This window comes from Pseudomonas sp. H26/SER47-MNA-CIBAN-0231, from assembly GCF_040310465.1.
GTDB classification, from domain to species: Bacteria; Pseudomonadota; Gammaproteobacteria; order Pseudomonadales; family Pseudomonadaceae; genus Aquipseudomonas; species Aquipseudomonas atacamensis.
In genome coordinates, this window is sequence record NZ_JBEOPW010000002.1 from 236,577 (window position 1) to 253,421 (window position 16,845).

The 16,845-nt window shown below is 62.5% G+C and carries 15 protein-coding genes and 1 other RNA gene; 9 read left to right on the forward strand and 7 right to left on the reverse strand.

Annotated features, from left to right (window positions below):
• Positions 1–116: 116 nt before the first annotated feature.
• The 3 genes from ffs to AAEZ10_RS03935 all read left to right on the forward strand — a co-directional run bounded on the left by ffs (position 117) and on the right by AAEZ10_RS03935 (position 2,911).
• Positions 117–213: signal recognition particle sRNA small type (gene ffs, locus AAEZ10_RS03925), an RNA gene on the forward strand.
• A 205-nt stretch (positions 214–418) separates the two neighbouring features.
• Positions 419–907, forward strand: a complete 489-nt coding sequence (locus AAEZ10_RS03930) for a hypothetical protein (protein WP_350567806.1) — start codon at positions 419–421, stop codon at positions 905–907.
• 36 nt (positions 908–943) lie between these two features.
• A complete protein-coding gene (locus tag AAEZ10_RS03935) occupies positions 944–2,911 on the forward strand; it encodes a hypothetical protein (RefSeq protein WP_350567809.1) in 1,968 nt (655 codons plus the stop codon).
• A gap of 107 nt (positions 2,912–3,018) precedes the next feature.
• Here AAEZ10_RS03935 and AAEZ10_RS03940 read toward each other — a convergent pair whose 3' ends face one another.
• Positions 3,019–3,768 (reverse strand): substrate-binding periplasmic protein, encoded by a 750-nt coding sequence (locus tag AAEZ10_RS03940; protein WP_350567812.1) that lies wholly within the window; start codon positions 3,766–3,768, stop codon positions 3,019–3,021.
• Between the two features lie 145 nt (positions 3,769–3,913).
• On the opposite strand from AAEZ10_RS03940, the gene dnaX reads away from it, so the two are divergent.
• The 5 genes from dnaX to AAEZ10_RS03965 all read left to right on the forward strand — a co-directional run bounded on the left by dnaX (position 3,914) and on the right by AAEZ10_RS03965 (position 9,740).
• Complete coding sequence (dnaX, locus tag AAEZ10_RS03945) at positions 3,914–5,998, forward strand: DNA polymerase III subunit gamma/tau (RefSeq protein ID WP_350567815.1); 2,085 nt, start codon at positions 3,914–3,916, stop codon at positions 5,996–5,998.
• Between the two features lie 66 nt (positions 5,999–6,064).
• On the forward strand, positions 6,065–6,403 hold the full coding sequence (locus tag AAEZ10_RS03950) for a YbaB/EbfC family nucleoid-associated protein (protein WP_003223337.1): 339 nt from the start codon (positions 6,065–6,067) through the stop codon (positions 6,401–6,403).
• A 292-nt stretch (positions 6,404–6,695) separates the two neighbouring features.
• Complete coding sequence (curA, locus tag AAEZ10_RS03955; RefSeq protein ID WP_350567819.1) at positions 6,696–7,730, forward strand: NADPH-dependent curcumin/dihydrocurcumin reductase; 1,035 nt, start codon at positions 6,696–6,698, stop codon at positions 7,728–7,730.
• A 66-nt stretch (positions 7,731–7,796) separates the two neighbouring features.
• Positions 7,797–8,399, forward strand: a complete 603-nt coding sequence (gene recR / locus AAEZ10_RS03960) for a recombination mediator RecR (RefSeq protein WP_110646920.1) — start codon at positions 7,797–7,799, stop codon at positions 8,397–8,399.
• A 192-nt stretch (positions 8,400–8,591) separates the two neighbouring features.
• Positions 8,592–9,740 carry an acyl-CoA dehydrogenase family protein gene (locus tag AAEZ10_RS03965; protein ID WP_350567823.1) on the forward strand — a complete coding sequence of 383 codons (1,149 nt, stop codon included), beginning with the start codon at positions 8,592–8,594 and terminating at the stop codon, positions 9,738–9,740.
• A gap of 110 nt (positions 9,741–9,850) precedes the next feature.
• Here the strand turns inward: AAEZ10_RS03965 and AAEZ10_RS03970 are convergent, their stop codons facing one another.
• Complete coding sequence (locus AAEZ10_RS03970; RefSeq protein WP_024012326.1) at positions 9,851–10,399, reverse strand: adenine phosphoribosyltransferase; 549 nt, start codon at positions 10,397–10,399, stop codon at positions 9,851–9,853.
• Between the two features lie 75 nt (positions 10,400–10,474).
• Positions 10,475–11,209, reverse strand: coding sequence for a fumarate/nitrate reduction transcriptional regulator Fnr (gene fnr / locus AAEZ10_RS03975; protein ID WP_016773865.1), 735 nt, complete (start codon positions 11,207–11,209; stop codon positions 10,475–10,477).
• A 154-nt stretch (positions 11,210–11,363) separates the two neighbouring features.
• Between fnr and AAEZ10_RS03980 the strand changes: the two genes are divergently transcribed.
• Complete coding sequence (locus tag AAEZ10_RS03980) at positions 11,364–11,846, forward strand: hypothetical protein (protein ID WP_350567827.1); 483 nt, start codon at positions 11,364–11,366, stop codon at positions 11,844–11,846.
• On the opposite strand, the gene hemN is transcribed toward AAEZ10_RS03980, so the two are convergent.
• The 4 genes from hemN to AAEZ10_RS04000 form a co-directional block, all read right to left on the reverse strand.
• The gene (gene hemN, locus AAEZ10_RS03985; protein WP_350567830.1) at positions 11,843–13,225 is read right to left on the reverse strand and encodes an oxygen-independent coproporphyrinogen III oxidase; all 1,383 of its coding nucleotides are present in this window, start codon (positions 13,223–13,225) and stop codon (positions 11,843–11,845) included. The two genes, AAEZ10_RS03980 and hemN, sit on opposite strands and share 4 nt — an antisense overlap.
• A 197-nt stretch (positions 13,226–13,422) precedes the next feature.
• Positions 13,423–14,106, reverse strand: a complete 684-nt coding sequence (locus AAEZ10_RS03990) for a sulfite exporter TauE/SafE family protein (RefSeq protein WP_041479091.1) — start codon at positions 14,104–14,106, stop codon at positions 13,423–13,425.
• Positions 14,099–14,311: a cbb3-type cytochrome oxidase assembly protein CcoS gene (ccoS, locus tag AAEZ10_RS03995; RefSeq protein ID WP_039763029.1), complete on the reverse strand. Its 213-nt coding sequence runs from the start codon at positions 14,309–14,311 to the stop codon at positions 14,099–14,101. Before ccoS ends, AAEZ10_RS03990 begins: the two co-directional genes overlap by 8 nt.
• A 23-nt stretch (positions 14,312–14,334) precedes the next feature.
• Positions 14,335–16,785, reverse strand: coding sequence for a heavy metal translocating P-type ATPase (locus AAEZ10_RS04000; protein WP_350567835.1), 2,451 nt, complete (start codon positions 16,783–16,785; stop codon positions 14,335–14,337).
• Positions 16,786–16,845 lie beyond the last annotated feature (60 nt).

Below are 16,845 nucleotides of genomic sequence, written 5' to 3' on the forward strand. Positions count from 1 at the left end.
ATGTTTATGTCCTTGAAGCCGTTCAGGTTTTTTATCTGCAACCAACGGTTGTAAGTTCATCTCAGACAGGTACAATGGCGCGGCTCGCCGACAGGCAAGCGTCGTTATGGTGACCCCATCGGTCCCCCCGCAACGATTACCCGTGAACCTGGTCAGATCCGGAAGGAAGCAGCCACAGCGGGAACATTGTGTGCCGGGGTGTGGCTGGTGGGGGCACCACCTTAACGAACCTACCGAGAATTCAAAGAGAACTGCATGGGTTTCGCCCACTGCGGTTTTTTTATGCCTGCGATTTGGCTAGTGGCGTTGACCCGCCATCGGAAACGTGCGGATCAGCCGCGCAGCGTCCCGGTGCCCGTGCGGCTGTCGACAGCGAACAGTGGCATACTCCCTCGCTTAGCATTGAGAGGTAAGGCAAGTGGGTGAAATCGACGATCTGACTCGTGAAAAACTGCGCGAATGGCAGATGCGGCGTCTGGAAGTCAAAACGCAGATGCAGGATCAGCCCGAACGCACGCTGGAGCTGTCGCGAGTACTTGACCTGATGGATGAGGAGCACGCTGCGATTCTGGCGGCTTCGACCGTGTTCAATGCGGCTGAAGAAACTGCGCAGCCGCTCGCGGTGCAGGACCAGCCGGCCCTCGCTGAATCGGTGGCCGGCCAGTACGACCTGCAACTGCACGCCAGCGCGCAAAACCCTGAACACCTGCGCAAACTGCTGGAAATGGCGCTCTACGAAGTGCAGGCGCAGATCGATGCGGGGGCGGTGGCCAGCGGCGATGAACGACGCGGCATGTCCGGCACGCTCGGCAGTTACTCCTTCGAGCTGCGGATCAGCCCCGAGTCCGGCAGTGAGGGAAACTTGCCGCAGTCCCATGAAATGCACGACGAGAATGACCAGGACTGATCTGGTGTTGTATTAAAGCCCAGGCGGCGAGGTTGTATGCACCCGGAACATTTTGATTTGGCCACCCCGGTATTTCTGCCCATCACCCATGATGCGTGTACGGCGCTATTGCAGCCCGAGGGTGACGCGACACTCGCCAGCCTGAGCGACCCGGAACTGGCGGCAGTGCTGGTCATCCAAAACCTCGCCCAGGCCACGGAACAGGATTTGAGCGCCAGCGCAGCGGAGAAGATCCTCGCCAGACTCATTGACTGGTCTGTCACCTCTCGGCGCACCGGATCGGCAGGACTGCTTGCAGAGGCGCGGCGTCTGTTCGATTCGCGCAAATTGTATTTCGGCCTCAATGCGCTCAAAGGTCTGAACTTGCGCTTTCTCATGGCCGATGAAGTCGCCGCGCAGGCATTTCTGTTGCCCGGCGGGCAATGGGATGTGGACTACAAAGTCCGCCACCAGCAACAGAACAACCCGTTCCGCCAGCAGATGGTCACCCCCCGCGAGCGGGAGCACTGGTTAAGCGCGGCGCAGGACAAACTGCTGCGAACCTTCCGAGCCAACCTCGACGAAGACCTGCACGTGCAGGGTTATGCCGGCATCGGCAAGAGCTACATGCTCAGCGCGCTGATCGAGTGCCTGCGCTCGAAACGCACTCTGGTACTGGCGCGCACCCCGGCGAAACTGGCGACGCTGCGCAAGCACATCGTTCAGGTCCACGACACGGAAATTGGCCAGACCTTTTTCGATTTCGCCCAGGCTCAGCTGCTCGGTCCCCGGTTGCCTATGGCCAGAGCGCAGGCGCGTCTCCCGAGCAAGCAGGCGCTGGCGCAGGAGCTGAATATCTTCGGCTTTCGCCACCACGACGGGCCGGGCACCCTCGAGGTTTGTCTGCGCGTGCTCAAGCTGTACTGCACCTCAAGAGATCACACGCTGTCCGCCAGGCACCTGCCGCATTTTCAGCAGCCCTTGACCGGCGCTGACTCGCAGGCGCTGCTGGAATACTCCAGTCGCCTGTGGGTGTATCTGGAAGCCAATCCGGCCTGGGCCAGCCAGAGCGGTTTTCCCACGTTGCTCATGATCAAACGCGCCAGTCTCGCCGGTTGCCGCGTCCCGCCGCGCTACACCCATGTGATCATCGACGAAAGCCAGGATGTGCCGGCGTCGCTGCTGCAAATCATCGAGCGCGGGCAGCAGGTGCTGATCACCCTCGGCGATGAGTATCAGCAGGCCACGGGCGAGGCGCCCAAGCGCAAGCGTGAAGTTCGTCAGAGCGATATCTGCTATTCGGTGCGCTCGGGGCGCAATGTCGAGCGCCTGGTCAATCCGCTGATCTCGCGCCATACGCACAAGAGCAAAGTGCCGTTCGAAGGCGCTCGTCACGCCGACGTCGATATCGAGTACTACCCGCAAGCCTTCGTGCCGCCCGAAGGTTGCGTGGTGCTGACCGCTTCACCGTGGGACACGATGATGTGGGCCATCCATCTGCACGACTCCAGTTGCGCCTTCAGTTTCCCCGACCGGGAAGCGCAGGACGACATCAAGCATTTCATGACCACCGCCATTGAGCTGTTCCGTCGTGATTTCTATAACGCCGGGTCCAGCGAGAAAGGACCGCACCCGTATTTCAGCGACATGGCTGATTGGCAGATGGTGCGTGAGGCCAACCGTTTCGACGAGGCGTTTTTGTGGATCGAAGCGCAACTGCAAAACGGCTTCATGATTGCCGACCTGACGCGACTGAGCCAAAAGATCATCGAGCCGGGCAAGGCCTGTCTGTTGATGATGGCCGAGCGGGCTGGCGGCATGGAGTTCAGGCGCGTGCTGTTGACCCGGACGTTGCTCAGTAACGAGAAATTCAAGGATGCCTACGAGTTCGATCAGCGCATCTGCGCCGTGTACATCGCCGTGTCCCGTGCCCGGCAGCAGCTCTATCTGCCTTACGACGTGGTCGAGTGGATCGATTATCACCACAGCCGTGAGCCGAAATTCCGCGAATCGCACGGCTATTGACCCGGCCAACCCTGTGGGAGCGAGCCTGCTCGCGAAGGCGTCGGCGTGTTCAACAGCTGTGTCGCCTGACATACCGCTTTCGCGAGCAGGCTCGCTCCCACAGGCGGTTAGGGTGTGGTTGAAGAGGCGCCGGTGTACAACCGGATTATGTCGTCGATCTCGCCGGACATTTTCATCCGCAGCAACGTGCGCAGGATCCGCTGCACCGGCACGTTCGGGTCGTTCCTCACATAGCAGCCGATATTCTGTTCTTGCAGCACCGCGACCCCTTGCAGCTGCTGCTCCGGCAGCAGGCGCTGATTGATCCAGTCCAGCGTCCACTGATTGCTCACCGCATAGCGATATCGCCCGGCTAGGAGCTTTTCCAGTACCTGTTCCTGATTGCGCGCGTCTTCGCGTTGCAACTGGTCGGCGTCGAACAGCGGTTGCAGGGTAGGGTAGCTGTAACCGAGGACGGTGCCGATGGCCTGGCGCGGCAGTTGGGCGGGATCGATCTGCGCCGGTTGCTCCTTGCGGCTGACCAGCAGGTCGCGCTGGAACCACAATGGCACGCTCCAGATGTAATCGCCGGACTGATTCGGCAGCCACGACTGTGCGGCATAGCAGCGCACGTCGATGTCGCCGTGCTCCATGGCGCTCTGTACCCGCGCGCGCGGCAGGACGACGAATTGCGCTGGCGCGCCGACCTGGGTCGCCAGGCTGAGCAGGACGTCATGCAGGATGCCCTGGGTCGGTCTGCCGCCTTGCAGTTGCACCATCGGCATCGCCCAACTGTCCGGCACGGCGAAGCGCAACGGCGCTTGCGCTGCCATCGCGTTGAGGCTGATACCCAGCAATGCCGCCACGGCCCACCGCATAGACGCTCCGGTAATTCCCCATCCCGAGCTGATAAAAGCCTCTGCTGATGCAGCTTAGCCATATTAGACGAGGACACCGGATGCAATTTTGCCCTTGCTCCGCTAGCATTAGCCGCTTCTGCTTCCTTCGCTGCGACGGTTTTCGATGAGTTATCAGGTTCTTGCACGTAAATGGCGTCCACGCTCGTTCCGCGAAATGGTCGGCCAGACCCATGTGCTCAAGGCTCTGATCAATGCCTTGGACAGCCAACGGCTGCACCACGCCTACCTGTTCACCGGGACGCGCGGGGTCGGCAAGACCACCATCGCGCGGATTATTGCCAAGTGCCTGAACTGCGAGACAGGTATCACCTCCAGTCCCTGCGGCGAGTGTTCGGTGTGCCGCGAGATCGATGAAGGCCGTTTTGTCGACCTGATCGAGATCGACGCCGCCAGCCGCACCAAGGTCGAAGACACCCGCGAACTGCTCGATAACGTGCAGTACGCGCCAAGCCGTGGGCGCTTCAAGGTCTACCTGATCGACGAAGTGCACATGCTTTCCAGCCATTCCTTCAATGCGCTGTTGAAAACCCTCGAAGAGCCGCCGCCCTACGTCAAGTTCATCCTGGCGACCACCGATCCGCAGAAACTTCCAGCAACGATTCTTTCGCGCTGCCTGCAATTCTCCCTGAAGAACATGACGCCCGAGCGTGTGGTCGAGCATTTGACCCACGTGCTGACCGCAGAAAACGTGCCGTTCGAAGACGATGCACTGTGGCTGCTCGGCCGCGCTGCTGATGGCTCGATGCGTGACGCCATGAGCCTGACCGATCAGGCCATCGCGTTCGGTGAAGGCAAGGTCCTCGCGACCGACGTGCGGGCCATGCTCGGCACGCTGGATCACGGTCAGGTCTATGACGTGCTGCATGCGCTGATCGAAGGCGATGCCAAGGCGCTGCTCGAAGCCGTGCGTCACTTGGCCGAGCAAGGTCCGGACTGGAACGGCGTGCTCTCGGAAATTCTTAACGTGCTGCACCGCGTGGCCATCGCTCAGGCGCTGCCTGAAGGCGTCGACAATGGCCACGGCGACCGTGATCGCGTATTAGCCCTGGCCCAGGCGTTGCCGGCCGAAGACGTGCAGTTCTATTACCAGATGGGCCTGATTGGTCGCCGCGATTTGCCGCTGGCGCCGGACCCGCGCGGCGGTTTCGAGATGGTCTTGCTGCGGATGCTCGCGTTCCGCCCGGCGGATACGGCGGACGCACCGAGGCAACCGCTAAAGCCAGTGGGGATCAGCCAGGCCACAGTTGATTCCGCGAACTCAGTGGCTGCCGCGCCGAAGCCTGCGCCGGTGGTCGCTGCGGCTGTTGCGCCCACACCTGCGCCCGCACCGGTAGCGGCGCCGGTTGCCGAGCCAGAACCTTTGGCTGCGGTTGTCGAAGCACAACCGGAGCCTGAGCCAGTTGCCGTCGAAGCCGCGGTCGATCTGCCGTGGAACGACCCGGTGGAAGCCGAGGCCGAGCCTGCGCCCGTTCAGCAACCCGCCGTCGAACCAGTGCTGGAAACCGCTGGCGAGCAGCCCGAGCTGCCGCCGATGCCGCTGCCGACCCCGGACAGCGTGGTGCCGGATGCGCCGGAGTGGGCCGCCGCGCCGATTCCCGAGCCGTCCGTCGCCGACGTCGATGCCGCTACGCCGGGCATGGACATGGACGACGAACCGCCGCTGGATGAAGACTACATCGAGCCGGATATGGATTCGGCCTACAGCTACCTCGACGAACTGGCCAGCGAACACGCCGCCGATCCGGAGCCTGAGCCCGAGCCGGAACCTGCCGCCGCACCGGCCACCGGTCTGGCCCTGCAATGGCTGGAGCTGTTCCCGAAACTGCCGATTTCCGGCATGACCGGCAGCATCGCCGCCAACTGCACGTTGATTGCGGTCGACGGCGACCACTGGCTGATGCACCTTGACCCGGCCCACAGCGCCCTGTTCAACGCCACGCAACAGCGTCGTCTCAACGACGCGTTGAACCAGTTCCACGGGCGCACGCTGACGCTGACCATCGAGCTGATCAAGCCTGAGCAGGAAACCCCGGCCCAGGCCGCCTCGCGCCGCCGCGCCAATCGCCAGCGTGAGGCGGAGGAATCGATCCACGGTGATCCGTTCATCCAGCAGATGGTTCAGCAGTTCGGCGCGGTGGTGCGAAGCGATACTATTGAACCTGTCGACGCCTTGGTCACCCAAGGCTAATAACTGAAGGTGCTCGGCCAAGATGGCCGGGCGCTGTTTTATCCAAGTACGTTTGAGGTGATTCCCATGATGAAAGGTGGCATGGCCGGCCTGATGAAGCAGGCGCAGCAGATGCAGGAAAAAATGGCCAAGATGCAGGAAGAACTGGCCAACGCCGAAGTCACCGGCAAGGCCGGCGGCGACATGGTCACCGTGGTGATGACCGGTCGTCACGACGTTAAAAGCGTGAGCATCGACCCAAGCCTGGTCGAAGGCCTGAGCGAAGACGACAAAGAGATGCTGGAAGCCGTGGTCGCTGCCGCCGTCAACGACGCCGTGCGCAAGATCGAAGCCAACAGCCAGGAAAAAATGGGCAGCATGACCGCCGGCATGAACCTGCCAGCGGGTATGAAACTGCCATTCTGATTCGCCTTTGGGCGGCAGATGAGCTACACAAAATGCCAGGCGTCGTGCCTGGCATTTTTGTTTCTGCGCGGCGCGGATCGTTCCTGCGCTCTGCGTGGGAATGCCTCTGGGGACGCTCCGCGTTCCAGCTTGCGATTGGGACGCGGAGCGTCCCGGGCTGCATTCCCACGCAGAGCGTGGGAACGATCAGTGGGAGCGAGCCTCGGGCAAAACTGCAGAAACATCGAACACACCACCGCTACCAAGGTCTGCTCCCTATATACCGAATTCCCCATTCACAGGAGACGCTGACATGTCCGACCCTCTCACCCTCAATCAACGCTTCGTCCTCGCCTCGCGCCCGAGCGGCGCGCCGACCCCGGAGAATTTCCGTCTCGAGCGCGAGGCGCTGCCGGACCTGCAGGACGGTCAGGTATTGCTGAAAACCCTGTACCTGTCGCTTGACCCGTACATGCGCGGACGTATGAGCGACGCACCGTCCTACGCTGCGCCAGTGCAAATCGGCGAAGTCATGACCGGTGGTGCGGTCAGCCGGGTCGAGCAGTCCAATCATCCGAAATTCCACGTAGGTGATCTGGTGGTTGGCGCCACCGGTTGGCAGAGCCACAGCATCAGCGACGGCCGTAACATCATGCCGATCCCGGCCGGCCTGCCGAGCCCGTCGATGGCCCTCGGGGTGCTGGGCATGCCGGGCATGACCGCCTACATGGGCCTGATGGACATCGGCCAGCCGAAAGAGGGCGAAACCCTGGTAGTGGCTGCGGCGTCCGGTGCCGTCGGCTCGGTGGTCGGGCAAGTGGCGAAGATCAAAGGCCTGCGCGCGGTCGGCGTGGCCGGTGGTGCCGAGAAGTGCAAATACGTGGTCGAGGAGCTGGGTTTTGATGCCTGCATCGACCACAAGGCCGATGACTTCGCCGAGCAACTGGCCAAGGCCTGTCCCAACGGCATCGACATCTATTACGAGAACGTCGGCGGCCATGTCTTCGATGCCGTCATGCCATTGCTCAATCCCAAGGCGCGCATCCCGTTGTGCGGCCTGATCGCCGGCTACAACGCCGCCGAGGCGCCGGCCGGCCCGGATCGTTTGCCGATGCTGCAACGCACTTTGCTCACCAAACGTGTGCGGATTCAGGGCTTCATCGTCTTCGACGATTACGGTGATCGTCAGCCGGAATTCATCAGCCACATGGTGCCGTGGGTACGCGACGGCAAGGTGAAATTCCGCGAGGACGTGGTCGAAGGCCTGGAGCAGGCGCCCGAGGCGTTCATCGGTCTGCTGGAAGGGCGCAACTTCGGCAAACTGGTGGTCCGGGTCGCCCAGGACTGAGGATTTGACGCTGGCCAGAGGCGCGGGTATAAACCGCGTCTCGTTGTTTAGTCGGACTGTTTACCCATGAGCTTCAGCCCTTTGATTCGCCAACTGATCGACGCTCTGCGCACCTTGCCGGGCGTGGGTCAGAAAACCGCTCAGCGCATGGCGTTGCAGTTGCTCGAACGTGATCGCAGCGGCGGCACCCGTCTGGCTCAGGCCTTGAGCCAGGCCATGGAAGGCGTCGGCCATTGCCGCCAGTGCCGCACGCTGACCGAAGACGACCTCTGCCCGCAATGTGCCGACCCGCGCCGCGATGACACGCTGCTTTGCGTAGTCGAAGGGCCGATGGACGTTTATGCGGTGGAGCAGACCGGCTTCCGTGGCCGCTATTTCGTGCTCAAGGGGCACTTGTCGCCGCTGGATGGCCTGGGGCCTGAAGCGATCGGGATTCCGCAACTGATGGCGCGGATTGAAGAGGCGGGGACCTTTGCCGAAGTCATCCTCGCCACCAACCCGACCGTGGAAGGCGAGGCGACGGCGCACTACATCGCGCAGTTGCTCAACCACAAAGGCCTGGTCGCCTCGCGGATTGCCCACGGCGTGCCGCTGGGCGGTGAGCTGGAGCTGGTCGACGGCGGCACGCTGGCGCATTCGTTTGCCGGGCGTAAACCGATTTCCCTCTGAATTTGCGGCGTCTGAACTGACGCCTTCGCGAGCAAGCTCGCTCCCACATTGGTTTTGTGTCGTTCACAAATCCCCTGTGGGAGCGAGCCTGCTCGCGAATGGTGCGCCGCGGTCCATCTGATTCACACAATTTCATTGATAACCAAGCAAGCGCTCGGTTAACGTCGGCGAACCCTTCCGTGGAGCTCGCCCATGCCTGCCTTTCAGGAATACTTCGACCCCAGCCATCAATTGGTCCGCGACAGCGTCAGACGTTTTGTCGAACGCGAGATCCTGCCGGACATCGATCAGTGGGAAGAAGCCGAAAGCTTTCCCCGTGACCTGTACCTCAAGGCCGGTGCGGCGGGCATTCTCGGTATCGGCTATCCCGAAGCGCTTGGCGGCAGCCATGAAGGCGATCTGTTCGCCAAGGTCGCCGCCAGTGAAGAACTGATGCGCTGTGGCTCTGGTGGCCTGGTGGCGGGGCTGGGTTCGCTGGATATCGGTCTGCCACCGATCGTCAAATGGGCGCGGCCTGAGGTGCGAGAGCGGGTCGTCCCCCAAGTGCTCAGCGGCGAAAAGATCAGCGCCTTGGCGGTGACCGAGCCCAGTGGCGGCTCCGACGTCGCCAACCTGCAAACCCGCGCCGTGCGTGATGGTGACTTCTATCGGGTCAGTGGCAGCAAAACTTTCATCACCAGCGGTGTGCGCGCGGATTTCTACACCGTCGCGGTGCGTACCGGTGCGCCGGGGTTCGGCGGTATCAGCCTGTTGCTGATCGAGAAGGGCACGCCGGGTTTCAGTGTCGGTCGGCAATTGAAGAAAATGGGCTGGTGGGCGTCGGACACCGCTGAATTGTTCTTCGATGACTGCCGCGTGCCTGTAGGAAACCTCATCGGCGCCGAGAACATGGGCTTCGCCTGCATCATGGGCAATTTTCAGAGCGAACGCCTGGCGCTGGCGCTGATGGCCAACATGACGGCGCAATTGGCGCTGGAGGAGAGCCTGAAGTGGGCGCGCGAGCGTGAGGCGTTCGGCAAACCCATCGGCAAGTTTCAGGTGATCAAGCATCGCCTCGCCGAAATGGCCACGGCGCTGGAAGTGTCGCGGGAGTTCACTTACCGGCAAGCGGCGAAAATGGCGGCGGGGCAGAGTGTGATCAAGGAGATTTCCATGGCGAAGAACTTCGCCACCGACACCTCGGACCGGATCACCACCGAAGCCGTGCAGATTCTTGGCGGGCTCGGTTACATGCGTGAAAGCCTGGTGGAGCGGCTGTATCGGGATAACCGCATTCTGTCGATTGGCGGCGGGACGCGGGAAGTGATGAACGAAATCATCAGCAAGCAGATGGGGCTTTAAATCTTGCGGTGTAGCTGCCGGCCCCTTCGCGACCAGGCTCGCTCCCACAGTTGTAATGCATTGCCCTGTGGGAGCGAGCCTGCTCGCGAAAGCTGCCTGTCAGACGCTGCTTATTTATCGGTCAAAGCAAACTGCGTCAGGCAGAACGTCGGGATGCCCATATCCTGCAAGCGCTGCGAACCTTGCAGCTCTGGCAGGTCAATGATCGCCGCCGCTTCATGCACCCGCGCGCCCATGCGGCGAATCAGGTTGGCCGCTGCGATCAGCGTGCCGCCGGTGGCGATCAGGTCATCGAACATCACCACCGAATCGCCTTCACACAGGCTGTCGGCGTGCACTTCCAGGAACGCTTCGCCGTATTCGGTCGCATAACCTTCGGCGAGCACGTCCGCCGGCAGTTTGCCTTGCTTGCGGAATAGCACCAGCGGCTTGTTCAACTGATAGGCCAGTACCGAACCGATCAGAAAACCACGGGCATCCATTGCGCCAATGTGGGTGAAGTCGGCTTCGACGTAGCGGTGGGCGAAGCTGTCCATCACCAGGCGCAGGGCCGTCGGCGACTGGAACAGCGGGGTGATGTCGCGAAAGATCACGCCCGGTTTCGGGAAGTCGATCACGGGGCGGATCAGGGATTTGATGTCGAAGGAGTCGAAGACCATCGGGGTGTCCTGGCAGGGCTGCAAACGGCGCAGTATACCCGCGGCTGAAACGATTCGCTCAACCGCGGGTCGTGATCAGCCTTCGATCGAGCCGCCGGCCAGCGCACACAGCTGGATCGGGTCGAGGATGTGAATCTCTTTGCCCTCGGCGGCGATCAGCTCGTTCTGCTGGAAACGGGTGAACACCCGCGACACGGTTTCCACCGCCAGGCCCAGGTAATTGCCGATTTCATTGCGCGACATGCTCAGGCGGAACTGGTTGGCCGAGAAGCCGCGAGCGCGGAAGCGGGCCGACAGGTTGACCAGAAAAGTGGCGATGCGCTCGTCGGCGGTCTTCTTCGACAGCAGCAGCATCATTTGCTGGTCGTCACGAATCTCGCGGCTCATCACCCGCATCAACTGGCGGCGCAGTTGTGGTAATTGCAGCGCGAGTTCGTCGAGGCGTTCGAAGGGAATCTCGCAGACCGAAGTGGTTTCCAGCGCCTGGGCCGAGACCGGGTGTTTTTCGGTGTCCATGCCCGACAGGCCAACCAGTTCGCTTGGCAGGTGGAAGCCGGTCAGTTGCTCTTCGCCGGCATCGCTCAGGCTGAAGGTCTTCAGCGCGCCGGAGCGGACTGCATAAACGGAATCAAAGGTGTCGCCCTGGCGGAACAGGAACTCGCCCTTCTTCAGCGGGCGGCCGCGTTTAACGATTTCGTCGAGCGCATCCATGTCTTCCAGATTCAGAGAAAGTGGCAGGCAGAGCGGGGCCAGGCTGCAATCCTTGCAGTGGGCCTGGTTGTGAGCGCGCAGTTTGACTGGCTCGGACATTTCTTCAATCCTTGTGGGAAAACACACATAAGCCGTAAGGGTAACCCACGGGAGGACATTCAGGCCAGCACGCGGCGGCGTTGTCCTACAGACATAAAGCCGCAGCACCGCCGGCCGATAACCCACTATCAGTACTCATCCAAGGAAGGCCCCGATGACCGCCATTGGCACGCTAAGCCCCGGTAGCAGCGGCATTGCTGCTTCGCCGGAGGTAACCGCTCCCGACGCTGCAATCGACCGCGACGACGCCTTGTCGAATACGGCAACCCCGACCTTGGTCGAGGGCGTCAAAGTGTCGCTGTCCGGCGCGGCCATCGCCAAATCCGCCGCTGTCGGCGGCGAAAACAGTGACATCGACAACAGTGGCTTGCCGGAGAACATCCAGCAGTTGCTGAAGATGATTCGCAAGATCCAAAAAGAAATCATCGAGAAAAAAGCGCGCATGGCGGCGGTCATGTCAGACAGAACCCTCTCCAACGAGGAAAAGATCAACAAGCTCGCCGCATTACGGGGCGCCATAGCCGCCCTCAACAGCGGCCTGATCACCGCCAACCTTTCCTTGTCGAAAGTCATGAACCAGTCGGCGCTCAACCCTGATCAGAACCTCAAGGTCGGCTCGTTGCTGACCAAGCCTTAAATCACTCGCGAGAAACGCTGGCGGTTCTGCTGCTCCAGGTACGCATCGAAAACCATGCACACCGAGCGAACCAGCAATCGACCCGCCGGCAGCACCTCGATGTGCTCGCGCTCAAGCCTGATCAGGCCATCCTCGGCCATGCCTTGCAACTGCGGCCACAGCGCGCCGAAGTAGCCTTGAAAATCGATGTTGAACTGCTGCTCGATCTCGGCGAATTCAAGTTTGAAATTGCAGATCAGTTGCTGAATCACTGCGCGGCGCAAGCGGTCGTCAGCGTTGCACACCAGGCCGCGACTGGTCGCCAGCTGCGCGCTGGCCAGGCTGTTCTGATAGGCCGTGAGGTCGCTGCTGTTCTGGCAGTACAGATCGCCGATCTGGCTGATCGCCGACACGCCCAGACCAATCAGGTCGCAATGGCCGTGGGTGGTGTAACCCTGGAAATTGCGTTGCAGAGTCTGCTCTTCCTGAGCGATGGCCAGTTCGTCATCAGGCAGGGCGAAGTGGTCCATGCCGATGTAACGGTAGCCGGCAGCGGTCAGTTGCTCGATGGTGCGCTGGAGCATTTCCAGTTTGTGCGCCGGGCTCGGCAAGTCGCTACTGTTGATCCGCCGTTGCGGCATGAAGCGTTCTGGCAGGTGTGCGTAGTTGAAAACCGAAAGACGATCCGGTTGCAGGCTGATCACTTCCTCGACGGTGCGGGCGAAATTGTCGGGTGTCTGCTTGGGCAGGCCATAAATCAGATCGATATTGATCGAACGAAATTGCAGGGTTCGCGCCGCATCGATCACCGCGCGGGTTTCTTCCAGGCTTTGCAGGCGATTGACTGCGCGCTGCACCGCCGGGTCAAGATCCTGCAGGCCAATGCTGACCCGGTTGAAACCCAGTTCGCGCAGCAGGCCCATGGTTGACCAGTCAGCCTCGCGCGGGTCGATTTCAATGCCGTAATCGCCCGAATCATCGTTGAGCAAATTGAAATGCTTGCGCAGGTGCGCCATCAGCTGGCGCAACTCGTCGTGGCTGAGAAAGGTCGGTGTGCCGCCACCGAAATGCAGTTGCTCGACGGTTTGCGCCGGGTCGAGGTGGCAGGCGACCAACTGGATTTCCTGCTCAAGCCGTTGCAGATACGGTTGCGCACGGCCGCGATCCTTGGTGATGACCTTGTTGCAAGCGCAGTAGTAACAAATGTTCGCGCAGAACGGCACATGCACGTACAGCGACAGCGGCCGCTGCGCCTTGCGGCTGTCGCGCAGGGCGTGGAACAGGTCGAAAGTGCCGACCTGACCGTGAAATTGCACGGCGGTCGGGTACGAGGTGTAGCGTGGCCCCGCCAGATCGTAGCGGCGGATCAGATCAGAGTCCCAACGAATGGCGTCGAGCATGCGGGCATTCCCCCGGATAGGCTGGCAGTGTGGCGAGTCTAGGGGAGGGCGTTACAGGGCATCTTGATTTGCATCAACGGCGGGGATTTGCGTTGTTCATGCGGGCGTCATCGCGAGCAGGCTCGCTCCCACATTGGATTTGCAGCGTACTCAAGACCCGTGGGAGCGAGCCTGCTCGCGAAGGCCGCCCCACACATTTAATGGCCCATAAGCCAATGCTGATGCGGGCCGGGAAGGGTCCATAAGCCAAACAGAATCACCAGCAAGCCCCCCGCCATGCGCACGCTGCGTTTGCGCAAGATCGCCGTCACCCGTTCAGCCGCCAGCCCAGTGGCCAGCAGCACCGGCCAGGTGCCGAGGCCGAAAGCGAGCATCAGCAATGCACTGTCCAGAGCATTGCCCTGACTCGCGCTCCACAGCAAGGTGCTGTAAACCAGCCCGCACGGCAGCCAGCCCCACAGCGCACCGAGCAGCAAGGCACGCGGCAGGCTGGAAACCGGCAGCAAGCGATTCGCCACCGGTTGAATAAAACGCCATAAGCCACGCCCGAGCGCTTCGATACGGGTGAGCCCGCTCCACCAACCGGCGAGGTACAAGCCCATGGCGATCAGCAGCAACCCGGCCAGTACGCGCATGAACAGCGCCGCCGGGCTGTTGGCGACTGCCCAGCCGGCCAGGCCGATGAGCAGTCCCGCCGTGGCGTAACTGAGAATCCGCCCGAGGTTATACGCCAGCAACAGACGAAAGCGCCGGCTGCGCTGCTCCTTGGGAATCGCCAGGGTCAGCGCGCCCATCAGACCGCCGCACATGCCCAGACAATGGCCGCCACCAAGCAGGCCGAGGATCAGCGCCGAGACCAGCAGCGGCGCCAGTTCAAGCATGGGGTGGCGCCTTGTCGTCCGGTTTGCCAGCGTTGGCTTCGTCCACCGCAGCGGTGTGGTTGGGGTCCTGATCGTCAAAAAGGATGCTGTGCGCCGGGCCGTCGAGGTCGTCGTACTGACCGCTGTCCACCGCCCAGAAGAAGATGTACACGGCGATGGCGACGATGAGCAAGGCAGCGGGAATCATCACGTAGAGAGCTGGCATCGGTAACTCCAGGCCCGCGCGGCTCAGGCCGGCAGCGGGCGGGTTTGGGTCGGGCTGCCGGCGGCCGGCGCGCTCGGCAGACGAGTCAGGCGCAGGGCGTTGAGCACCACGGTCAGCGAACTGATCGACATGCCGACCGCCGCCCACACCGGAGTGATCCAGCCGAGGGCGGCGAACGGCAACATGAGGCCATTGTACAGCGCTGCCCACAGCAGGTTTTCGATGATTACCCGGCGCGTGCGTCGCGCCAGCGCGAAGGCCTGTACCAAGGCGTCGAGGCGATTGGACAGCAACACTGCATCGGCGCTGGTTTTCGCCAGGTCGGTGGCCGAGCCCATGGCCACGCTGATATCGGCCGCAGCCAGCACCGGCACGTCGTTGACGCCGTCACCGAGCATTAGCACCTTGCGCCCTTCCTTGTGCAGTTGTTGCAGCACTTGCAGTTTGTCATCGGGGCGCAAGCCGCCACGGGCCTCGTCGATGCCCAGTTCGGCGGCGACACTGGCGACCATCGGCGAACTGTCGCCGGACAACAGCAAGGTGCGCCAGCCCCGCGCTTTGCAAGCCGCGAGCAGGGCGGGAGCGTCGTCACGCAGGCGATCATCGAGCACCAGCCACGCCAGCGGTCCGTGCGTGTCGGCGAGCAGCAACCATTGTCCGGCTTCATCAGGCATTGACGGCAGTGCCGCGCCGCTCAGGGCGCAGGCAAATTCGGCCTGACCGATGCGCAAGCGTTGCTCACCGACCACGCCTTCCAGGCCCAGCCCCGGTGTGCTGTGTACGTCCTCAGCGGCCAGCGGCGCACGCCCGAAAGCGCGGGCGATCGGGTGTTCCGAGCGGTTTTCCAGCGCAGCGGCAAGGCTCAGGCATTGCTCGCTGTCGAGCGCGCCGAGCGGGCGAATCGAGCGCAGCACCAGCCGGCCTTCGGTGAGCGTGCCGGTCTTGTCGAAGATCACCGTGTCGATCTGGTTCAAGCCTTCCAGCACATGACCGCGGGTCAGCAGCAGGCCGAGTTTGTGCAGGGTGCCGGTGGCGGCGGTGAGGGCGGTCGGCGTCGCCAGCGACAGCGCGCACGGACAGGTCGCCACCAGCATGGCGAGAACGATCCAGAACGCCCGCGCTGAGTCCAGCTGCCACCACAGCAGGCCGATCACTGCCGCCGCGATCAGCGACAACAGCAAAAACCATTGCGCGGCGCGGTCGGCGATTTCCGCCAGACGCGGTTTCTCCGCCTGAGCGCGATCGAGAAGGCGCACGATCGCGGAGAGACGCGTGTCCTGTCCCAGCGCCTGCACTTCGACGGTCAATGCGCCTTCGACGTTGAGCGTGCCCGCAGTGACCGCATCACCGAGCGTGCGCGGCTGTGGCAGGTATTCGCCGGTCAGCAGCGATTCGTCGATGCTCGACTGGCCATCGATGATCTTGCCGTCGGCCGGCAGAATCGAGCCCGGCTGCACCAGTATCCGCTCGCCCACGCGCAACTCGCTGAGCAGGATGCGTTCGCTCTGGCCATCGCTATCCAGGCGCAGGCACGAGGCCGGCAACAGGTTGACCAGTTGCGCAGTGGCGGCAGCGGTGCGTTCGCGGGCGCGGCGTTCCAGATAACGCCCGGCGAGCAAAAACAGCGCGAACATGCCGACCGCATCGAAGTACAGCTCGCCGACCCCGGTGATCGATGTCCAGATCCCGGCGATGTAAGCGCTGCCGATCGCCAGTGAAACAGAAACGTCCATGGTCAGGTGGCGCGTACGCAAATCGCGCATCGCGCCTTTGAAGAACGGCGCGCAGCTGTAGAACACGATGGGTGTGGTGAGAAACAGCGCGACCCAGCGCAGGATCGTGTGCAGCTCGGGACTGAGGTCGATGTTGAATTCCGGCCAGGTGGCCATGGTCGCCATCATCGCCTGAAACCACAGCAGACCGGCGACGCCGAGCTGGCGCAGGGCCAGGCGATTCTCGCTGGCCAGTTGTTCGCTGGCGCGGTCGGCCTGATAGGGGTGAGCAGCGTAACCAATGTGGCGCAGCTCGGCGAGGATCTGGCTCAGCGGCAGTTGTGCATCGGCCCAGCGTACGTGCAGGCGATGGTTGGACAGGTTCAACCGCGCTTCGGCGACGGCGGGCAGGGTGCGCAGGTGTTTCTCGATCAGCCAGCCGCAGGCGGCGCAACTGATGCCTTCCATCAACAGGGTGGTTTCGGCCAGATCGCCTTCGTGGCGCACGAAGGGTTGCTGCACGTCGGCGCGGTCGTACAGCGCCAGTTCATCGCTCAGTTGCACCGGCAGCGCTTCGGGATTGGCCGACGCTTCGCTGCGATGCTGGTAATAACTTTCCAGCCCCCCGGCGACAATGGCTTCGGCCACCGCCTGGCAGCCCGGGCAGCAGAACTCCCGGGCCTGCCCGAGGACGACGGCGGTGAAGCGGCTGCCGGACGGGACGGGCAGGGCGCAGTGGTAGCAGGGGGTTGGGCTGGTCATGGTGCGCGTTCCGATGATCGTTCCCACGCTCCGCGTGGGAATGCCTCCCCGGACGCTCCG

Excerpts from the sequence above, each read along its gene's own strand:
- curA (WP_350567819.1), top strand. The coding sequence starts at position 6,696 with ATGTCCGACCCTCTCACCCTCAATCAACGCTTCGTCCTCGCCTCGCGC.
- AAEZ10_RS03940 (WP_350567812.1), bottom strand. The coding sequence starts at position 3,768 with ATGCGGTGGGCCGTGGCGGCATTGCTGGGTATCAGCCTCAACGCGATG.
- hemN (WP_350567830.1), bottom strand. The coding sequence starts at position 13,225 with ATGCTCGACGCCATTCGTTGGGACTCTGATCTGATCCGCCGCTACGAT.
- AAEZ10_RS03950 (WP_003223337.1), top strand. The coding sequence starts at position 6,065 with ATGATGAAAGGTGGCATGGCCGGCCTGATGAAGCAGGCGCAGCAGATG.
- fnr (WP_016773865.1), bottom strand. The coding sequence starts at position 11,209 with ATGTCCGAGCCAGTCAAACTGCGCGCTCACAACCAGGCCCACTGCAAG.
- AAEZ10_RS03965 (WP_350567823.1), top strand. The coding sequence starts at position 8,592 with ATGCCTGCCTTTCAGGAATACTTCGACCCCAGCCATCAATTGGTCCGC.
- AAEZ10_RS03970 (WP_024012326.1), bottom strand. The coding sequence starts at position 10,399 with ATGGTCTTCGACTCCTTCGACATCAAATCCCTGATCCGCCCCGTGATC.
- AAEZ10_RS03980 (WP_350567827.1), top strand. The coding sequence starts at position 11,364 with ATGACCGCCATTGGCACGCTAAGCCCCGGTAGCAGCGGCATTGCTGCT.
- dnaX (WP_350567815.1), top strand. The coding sequence starts at position 3,914 with ATGAGTTATCAGGTTCTTGCACGTAAATGGCGTCCACGCTCGTTCCGC.
- ccoS (WP_039763029.1), bottom strand. The coding sequence starts at position 14,311 with ATGCCAGCTCTCTACGTGATGATTCCCGCTGCCTTGCTCATCGTCGCC.
- AAEZ10_RS03990 (WP_041479091.1), bottom strand. The coding sequence starts at position 14,106 with ATGCTTGAACTGGCGCCGCTGCTGGTCTCGGCGCTGATCCTCGGCCTG.
- AAEZ10_RS04000 (WP_350567835.1), bottom strand. The coding sequence starts at position 16,785 with ATGACCAGCCCAACCCCCTGCTACCACTGCGCCCTGCCCGTCCCGTCC.
- recR (WP_110646920.1), top strand. The coding sequence starts at position 7,797 with ATGAGCTTCAGCCCTTTGATTCGCCAACTGATCGACGCTCTGCGCACC.
- AAEZ10_RS03935 (WP_350567809.1), top strand. The coding sequence starts at position 944 with ATGCACCCGGAACATTTTGATTTGGCCACCCCGGTATTTCTGCCCATC.